The sequence below is a fragment of the Achromobacter maghribensis genome (genome assembly GCF_057334215.1).
Genome location: NZ_JBHFII010000006.1, coordinates 67,020 through 73,635, shown reverse-complemented (window position 1 = coordinate 73,635; position 6,616 = coordinate 67,020). Strand labels below are relative to the sequence as shown.

Here is a 6,616-nt window from a genome sequence, read left to right as displayed (position 1 = left end):
TCGGACGCCGCCGAGATCTCGCCCATGATGTCCGTCACGCGCTTGACCGATGCCACGATCTCTTGCATCGTCGCGCCCGCGCGTTCCACCTGCTGCGAACCCGCGCCCACCTTCGTGACCGAGTCTTCGATCAGGCCCTTGATTTCCTTGGCTGCCTGGGCGCTGCGCTGGGCCAGCGAGCGCACTTCGCCCGCCACCACCGCAAAGCCCTTGCCCTGCTCGCCCGCACGCGCCGCTTCCACTGCCGCGTTCAGCGCCAGGATGTTCGTCTGGAAGGCGATGCCATCGATCACCGACACGATTTCGGAAATCTTGCGCGAGCTGGTCGAAATGCCCTGCATCGTGTTCACCACTTCCGCCACGGCAGAGCCGCCGCGTTCAGCCACGTCCGACGCGTTGGCTGCAAGCTGATTCGCCTGGCGCGCGTTTTCCGCGTTCTGCTTCACCGTGGACGCCAATTCTTCCATCGACGCCGCGGTTTCTTCCAACGACGCCGCCTGCTGCTCGGTACGGCTGGACAGATCGGTATTGCCGGCCGCGATTTCATGCGAGCCCACATTGATCTCGTCCACGCCGCGGCGCACCGTCGACACCGTGCGCGTCAGGCTTTCCTGCATGCGCTTGAGCGCCGCGAACAGCTGACCGATCTCGTTGGTGTTGCGGACGTCCACGCGGGCGGTCAGGTCGCCGCCGGCGATGCGATCGAAATGATGGCCGGCTTCCTTCAGCGGCTGCAGCACGCGGCGACGCAGGAAGACATAGGTCGCAAACACCAGCAACGCGGCGATCACGCCGCCCGCGCCGACAGCGATCAATACGAACTGGTAACGGACCTCCGCCACATCGTGCGCGTCCAGCATCTTGCTGGCACGCCAGAAATCGAAGCCTTCGACGGCACGGGCGAAGCGGCCTTCCAGCGCGTCCTGCACGGTCTGTACCTGCTTCTGGTAGGCCTGCATGTCGGCCTTTTCCAGGGCAGCGACCAGCGGTGTCAGGCCTTGCTGCACCAGCGCGGCATAGGACGCTTCGATTTCCTTCAGCGATTCGGACGCCTCCGCGGGCTGCGGCAGCGTCTTGTAGTATTCGAATTCCGCCTGGCCCTTGTTCAAGGCGGCCTTGGCGCGCTCCAGCAAGCCGGTCGCTTCCGAAGACAGGCCTTGCGTCAGCAGGGCCGCCTGGCCCACGCTGCCCACGATGTCCGCGTAGTTGGCGGTCGCCGCGCGGCCCAGGCCGTTCATGGAGTCCTTATAGCTGGACACGACGCGGCCCACCGCATCGTCCAGTTCCTGCGATTGCTTGATCTCGGCCAGGGTCCCATTGCTGATGCGCAAAGACAACACGCCAAGCGCCGCCCCGATCACCAACATGAATGAGAAGAACGCCAACACCCACAACAGGCTGCTGCGTATCGTCATGTTCGCGAAAAACTTGCGCATCACAAGAACCATCCCTTGACTGCAATCGTTAAAGGAAAGCGCCACATCGGATTCAATATGGCGCCTCTACCCCGCATTCCGGCCGGTTTCCGATCAGGAAGCGGCCTTCTCCACCAGCGCCATTTCATCGCTGGTCATCATCTTTTCGATATCCACCAGGATCAGCATGCGCTCATCCACCGTGCCCAGGCCGGTCAGGTATTCGGTGGACAGCGTCGCGCCGAATTCCGGCGCCGGGCGAATCTGGCCGGCGTTCAGCATCAGCACGTCGGACACGCCATCGACCACGATGCCGACCACGCGACGGTCCAGGTTCAGGATGATCACAACGGTCTGCTCGTTGTATTCGACCCGACTCAGGTTGAACTTGATGCGCAGATCGACGATCGGGACGATGATGCCGCGCAGGTTCGTCACGCCCTTGATGAACGAGGGAACGTTGGCGATGCGGGTCACCGTGTCGGCGTCGTAGCCGCGGATTTCCTGCACTTTCAGGATGTCGATACCGTACTCTTCATCGCCCAGCGTGAAGACGAGGAATTCGCTGCCGACATCTTCGTTGCGCGCGGATTGCGCTTGCGGTTTGGCTGCCATGATTTTTTAGTGCTCCATCAATTCAGAACGGCTTCGGGCTGCGACCAACGCTCACGATTGGCGCGCGCAAGCGCAAATACGTCGACAATCAGCGCTACGCTGCCATCGCCCAGGATGGTGGCGGCGGAGATGCCGGGGACCTTGCGGTAGTTCGACTCAAGGTTCTTGACCACGACCTGGTGCTGTCCGATCAGGTGATCGACCAGCAACGCGAAACGGCGGTCTTCGGCCTGCATGATGACGGCGATGGCCTGCGTGGGGTCCGTCTGGGCGCCTGCCACCGAAAACACGCGGTGCATTTCAACCAGCGGCAGGTATTCGCCGCGCACATGCATCACGCGTTCGTTGCCGGCCACCGAGTAGATCTGGTCGTTGGTCGGTTGCAGCGACTCGGTCACATGGTTCAGCGGCAGGATGAAGGTTTCTTCGCCCACGCGCACCGACATGCCGTCCAGGATGGCCAGCGTCAGCGGCAGCACGATGCGCGTCGTGGTGCCGTTACCCGGCTCGCACGACAGCTGCACGTGGCCGCCCATGTCCTGAATATTCCGGCGTACCACGTCCATGCCGACGCCGCGGCCGGAAATGTCCGTCACCTTCTCGGCGGTGGAGAAGCCCGGTGCGAAAATCAGTTGCCAGATTTCGTCGTCCGGCGAATTCTCATTGACCGGCAGGCCTTGGGCCATGGCCTTCTTCAGAATCTTGTCGCGGCTCAGGCCGCCGCCGTCGTCGCTGACCTCGATCACGATATTGCCGCCGTTATGCTGCGCGGACAGCACCAACTGGCCCACCGGATCCTTGCCGGCGGCGATACGCTTTTCGGGCGTCTCGATACCGTGGTCCAGGCTGTTGCGCACCAGGTGCGTCAGCGGGTCGATGATGCGCTCGATCAGGCTCTTGTCCAGTTCGGTCGCGCGGCCGTAGGTCTGCAGTTCGATCTGCTTGCCCATCTTGCTGGCGATATCGCGCACCAGGCGAGGGAAGCGGCTGAACACGTAGTCCATCGGCATCATGCGGATCGACATCACCGCTTCCTGCAGGTCGCGGGCGTTGCGTTCCAGCTGTTCCATGCCGTTGAGCAGGCGGTCGTGCAGGACGGGGTCCAGCGTCGATGCCGTCTGCGCCAGCATGGCCTGCGTAATGACAAGTTCGCCCACCAGGTTGATGACCTGGTCGACTTTTTCCACGCCCACGCGGATCGACGTGGATTCCTTGTCGGCATGCGCGGGCGCCGCCGGACGCGAAGCGCGGGCGGCCGCTTGGGTAATGGCTTCAGCGGCGGCTGCCGATTCCACCACGACCGGCGCCGGCGCCACGGGCGCTGCCGCCGGTGCGGGCGTTGCGACTGCCGTAGCAACGGCTGCCGCAGCGACGGCCGCCTGTTCCGCCGGCGCCGACTCGGCCGCCGGGGCCGCTTCGCGGCTGATATTCAATTGGTCGCCGTCGACGATGAAGCAACACACGGCCTCGATGTCGTCCGGCGTGCAAGTGCTGTCCACCCACACGGTCAGCACGCCATCGGCGCGTTCGCTGGCCTTGACGGTACCCAGGTTGCCCATTTCTTCCAGCAACGACGCGGCGTCCTTATCGGACACTTTGGTGATCCGCACCTTCAGGGGCAGATCGCCTGCGGCAGCGGCCGGTTGCGTCGTTGCGGGAGCCGGGGCCGGCGCGGCCGCAACCGGTGCAGGCACAGGCGCGGGCGCCGCAGCCGCGACAGGGGCAGCCCCGGCCGCGGCAGGATCCTTATGCTCCAGCGCCAGCTGCCTCAATACGGCGCAGATACGCTCAAACACGGCTTCATCGGGCTCTTCGGAGGCCCGATAGGCATCCAGTTGGCTTTTGAGCACGTCTTTCGTTTCCAAGAAGATATCAATCATGTCCGTGCGCAGCGCCATTTCGCCGCGACGGATTGCGTCCAGAAGGTTTTCCAGCAGGTGGGTGGTACCCGCAAGCTGCGTGAAACAGCCGAATGTCGCCGCCCCGCCCTTGATCGAGTGGGCCGCGCGGAAGATGGCGTTGAGCTGCTCGATGTCGGGCGCGCCCACATCCAGCTCTAGCAGCAACTGCTCCATTTGCGCGAGCAGCTCATCCGCCTCGTCGAAAAAGGTCTCGTAAAACTGACTGAGGTCTAAACCAGCACTCATGACCCGTACGCCTTCATAAATGAACCTGCTTTACGCGCCGGCCTGCTCGTCGAGCAGTTCGGTCGCCAATTCCACCAGCACATCGGGGTCGACCGGCTTTGAAAGCCAGCCACAAACGCCCAGATCCCGAGCGGCCATCTTGCTATCCACGTCGTCTTCGGTGGTCAGCACCAGCACCGGCACATCCAGGTACCGGTCTTGCTCGCGCAAGCCCTGAATCAGTTGCAGCCCGCCCATGACCGGCATGTTCCAGTCACTGACGACCAGATCCACCAGGTGGTTCTTCGCCACTTCCAGCGCTTCCTGGCCATTGCCGGCCGTCAGTACCTTCCATCCCGCGCCCGTCAGCGTCGCCTGCACGATCATTCGCATCGTCGCCGAATCGTCCGCTACCAGAATCGTTGCCGCCATTGCTATCGAACCCCTTCAGCGGGCGGCGCATTCGCCGCTTCGCCTTGTTTGGTTGCCGTCGCGGCCTGGGTGGCGGCTTGCACCGCCTCCACGGCCGTTCCCACCTCGCGGGCATCCTTCGCGCTTACGTCCGCCGCAGCGGCGTTCTCGTTTTCGATGCGCTTCTGGGTGTTCATATTGAGCACCACGAGGCTGATACGTCTATTAACGGCCGCGTATGGATCATCTTTAACCAGACTCATGCTGGAAGACAGTCCCTGGATACGCATGACCTTGCTTTCGTTCATGCCGCCGGCCACCAGCTCCTGGCGGGACGCGTTCGCGCGATCGGCCGAAAGCTCCCAATTACTGTAGGCGCGTTCGCCGCGCGCATACTGCGAGGCGTCCGTGTGGCCCGAAATACTGACCTTGTTCGGCAGCTCGTTCAGCACCGGCCCCAGTTCCCGGAGGATGTCGCGCATGTAAGGCTGCACTTCCGCGCGGCCGGTCGCGAACATCGGGCGGTTCTGGTTGTCGATGATCTGGATGCGCAGGCCTTCGGTCGTCAGGTCGATCAGCAGCTGCGGCCTGAAGCTCTTCAGGACGGGGCTGCTGTCGATGACGTTCTCAAGCCGCTTCTTCAGGTTTTCCAGACGGTGCTGTTCACGGCGTTCCGCGTCGCCCATGGGCTGCGCTTCCACCCGATTGCCCTGGGCGCGGCGCACATCGCCCTCGCTGCGCAGGGGATCTTGCCCTCCCCCCGGCACGGCGCTGGTTTCGGCCGAATTGTTGGGCCCGCCCATGATCGCCACGCGCAACGGCATGCGGAAATACTCCGCGATGCCCTTGAGTTCCTCGCGCGGCACGATGCTGATCAGCCACATCACAAGGAAAAACGCCATCATCGCCGTGATGAAGTCGGCGTAGGCGATCTTCCAGCTGCCGCCGTGGTGCCCGCCGCCCTTGACCTTCTTGCGGCGGATCACCACACGGTGGTTGTTTACCGTGCTCATGGCCCGCTCCGTCAGGCCTTGCCGGTTGCGGTCGACTTGGTTTGCCGGACGTGCTCTTCCAGCTCACCAAAGGTCGGACGCACGGACGAGAACAGCACCTTGCGGCCGAATTCCACCGCCAACTGGGGCGGATAGCCGTTCATGCTGGCCAGCAGCGTGGTCTTGATGCATTCCAGCACTTTCATGGCTTCGTCCGTGCGGCGTTCGACGCGCGAGGCCAGCGGCCCCACGAAACCGTACGCCAACAGGATGCCCAGGAAGGTGCCGACCATGGCCTTGGAGATCAGGTCGCCCAGAATCGCGGGCGGCTGGTCCACGGCGGCCAGCGCCTTGATCACGCCCAGCACCGCGGCCACGATACCGAACGCAGGCAGGCCGTCGGCCATCTGGTGCAATGCGTGCGCCGGGACTTCGCGTTCATGGCGATAGGTCTCGATTTCCTCGTCCATAAGCGTCTCGATTTCGAACGAGCTCATGTTGCCGCTGATCATGATGCGCAGGTAGTCCGTGATGAACTCCATGAGCTTCGCGTCTTTGGCGATGCGGGGATATTCGCTGAAGATCGGGCTGGAAGCCGGATCCTCGATATGCGATTCGATGGCCATCAGGCCTTCGCGACGCGCTTTGTTCAGCAACACATACAGAAGCGCCATCAGCTCCATGTACACGTCCTTGCCGTAGCGCGAGCTCTTCAGCGCGTCAGGTAGCGCCTTCTTCACCAGCATCAGCGACTTTTTGCTGTTGCCGGCAAGGAACGCCCCAAGGGCCGAACCGAAGATCAGCGTCAGCTCGAAGGGCTGGTAAAGCGCGCCCAAGTGGCCGCCCAGCGCTATGAAGCTACCGACGACCGACACGATCACCACGAGAAAACCGATAACAATCAACACATCAGGCCCCTGCCAACGAAGTCTAAAACTGGCGTCAATGATCCCCTGTTCCCCCCGACCCAAAAAGGCGGGTTACGGGGAGTTTTACAGGGCTTTTGATGTATTTGGGCGCAGCTGGCGGGGCGTGGGGGGGGGGGGGGGGGGGGGGG

The 6,616-nt window shown here is 63.1% G+C and carries 6 protein-coding genes; all 6 read right to left on the bottom strand.

Annotated elements, in window-relative coordinates; genetic code table 11:
• Window positions 1–1,436 (bottom strand): methyl-accepting chemotaxis protein (locus ACE039_RS03300; RefSeq protein WP_485821679.1); only part of this gene is annotated, 1,436 nt, incomplete at its 3' end.
• Window positions 1,437–1,529: 93 nt separating this feature from the next.
• Window positions 1,530–2,030 carry a chemotaxis protein CheW gene (gene cheW / locus ACE039_RS03295; protein ID WP_105559861.1) on the bottom strand — a complete coding sequence of 167 codons (501 nt, stop codon included), beginning with the start codon at window positions 2,028–2,030 and terminating at the stop codon, window positions 1,530–1,532.
• A 17-nt stretch (window positions 2,031–2,047) separates the two neighbouring features.
• Window positions 2,048–4,177 (bottom strand): chemotaxis protein CheA, encoded by a 2,130-nt coding sequence (gene cheA, locus ACE039_RS03290; protein ID WP_485821678.1) that lies wholly within the window; start codon window positions 4,175–4,177, stop codon window positions 2,048–2,050.
• A gap of 30 nt (window positions 4,178–4,207) precedes the next feature.
• A complete protein-coding gene (locus ACE039_RS03285; protein WP_310027561.1) occupies window positions 4,208–4,588 on the bottom strand; it encodes a response regulator in 381 nt (126 codons plus the stop codon).
• Window positions 4,589–4,590: 2 nt separating this feature from the next.
• The gene (gene motB / locus ACE039_RS03280) at window positions 4,591–5,580 is read right to left on the bottom strand and encodes a flagellar motor protein MotB (protein WP_105559858.1); all 990 of its coding nucleotides are present in this window, start codon (window positions 5,578–5,580) and stop codon (window positions 4,591–4,593) included.
• Window positions 5,581–5,591: 11 nt separating this feature from the next.
• Window positions 5,592–6,467, bottom strand: coding sequence for a flagellar motor stator protein MotA (gene motA / locus ACE039_RS03275; RefSeq protein WP_105559857.1), 876 nt, complete (start codon window positions 6,465–6,467; stop codon window positions 5,592–5,594).
• Window positions 6,468–6,616 lie beyond the last annotated feature (149 nt).

Coding starts and splice junctions, on each gene's coding strand:
- cheW (WP_105559861.1), bottom strand. CDS start 2,030: ATGGCAGCCAAACCGCAAGCGCAATCCGCGCGCAACGAAGATGTCGGC.
- cheA (WP_485821678.1), bottom strand. CDS start 4,177: ATGAGTGCTGGTTTAGACCTCAGTCAGTTTTACGAGACCTTTTTCGAC.
- ACE039_RS03285 (WP_310027561.1), bottom strand. CDS start 4,588: ATGGCGGCAACGATTCTGGTAGCGGACGATTCGGCGACGATGCGAATG.
- motB (WP_105559858.1), bottom strand. CDS start 5,580: ATGAGCACGGTAAACAACCACCGTGTGGTGATCCGCCGCAAGAAGGTC.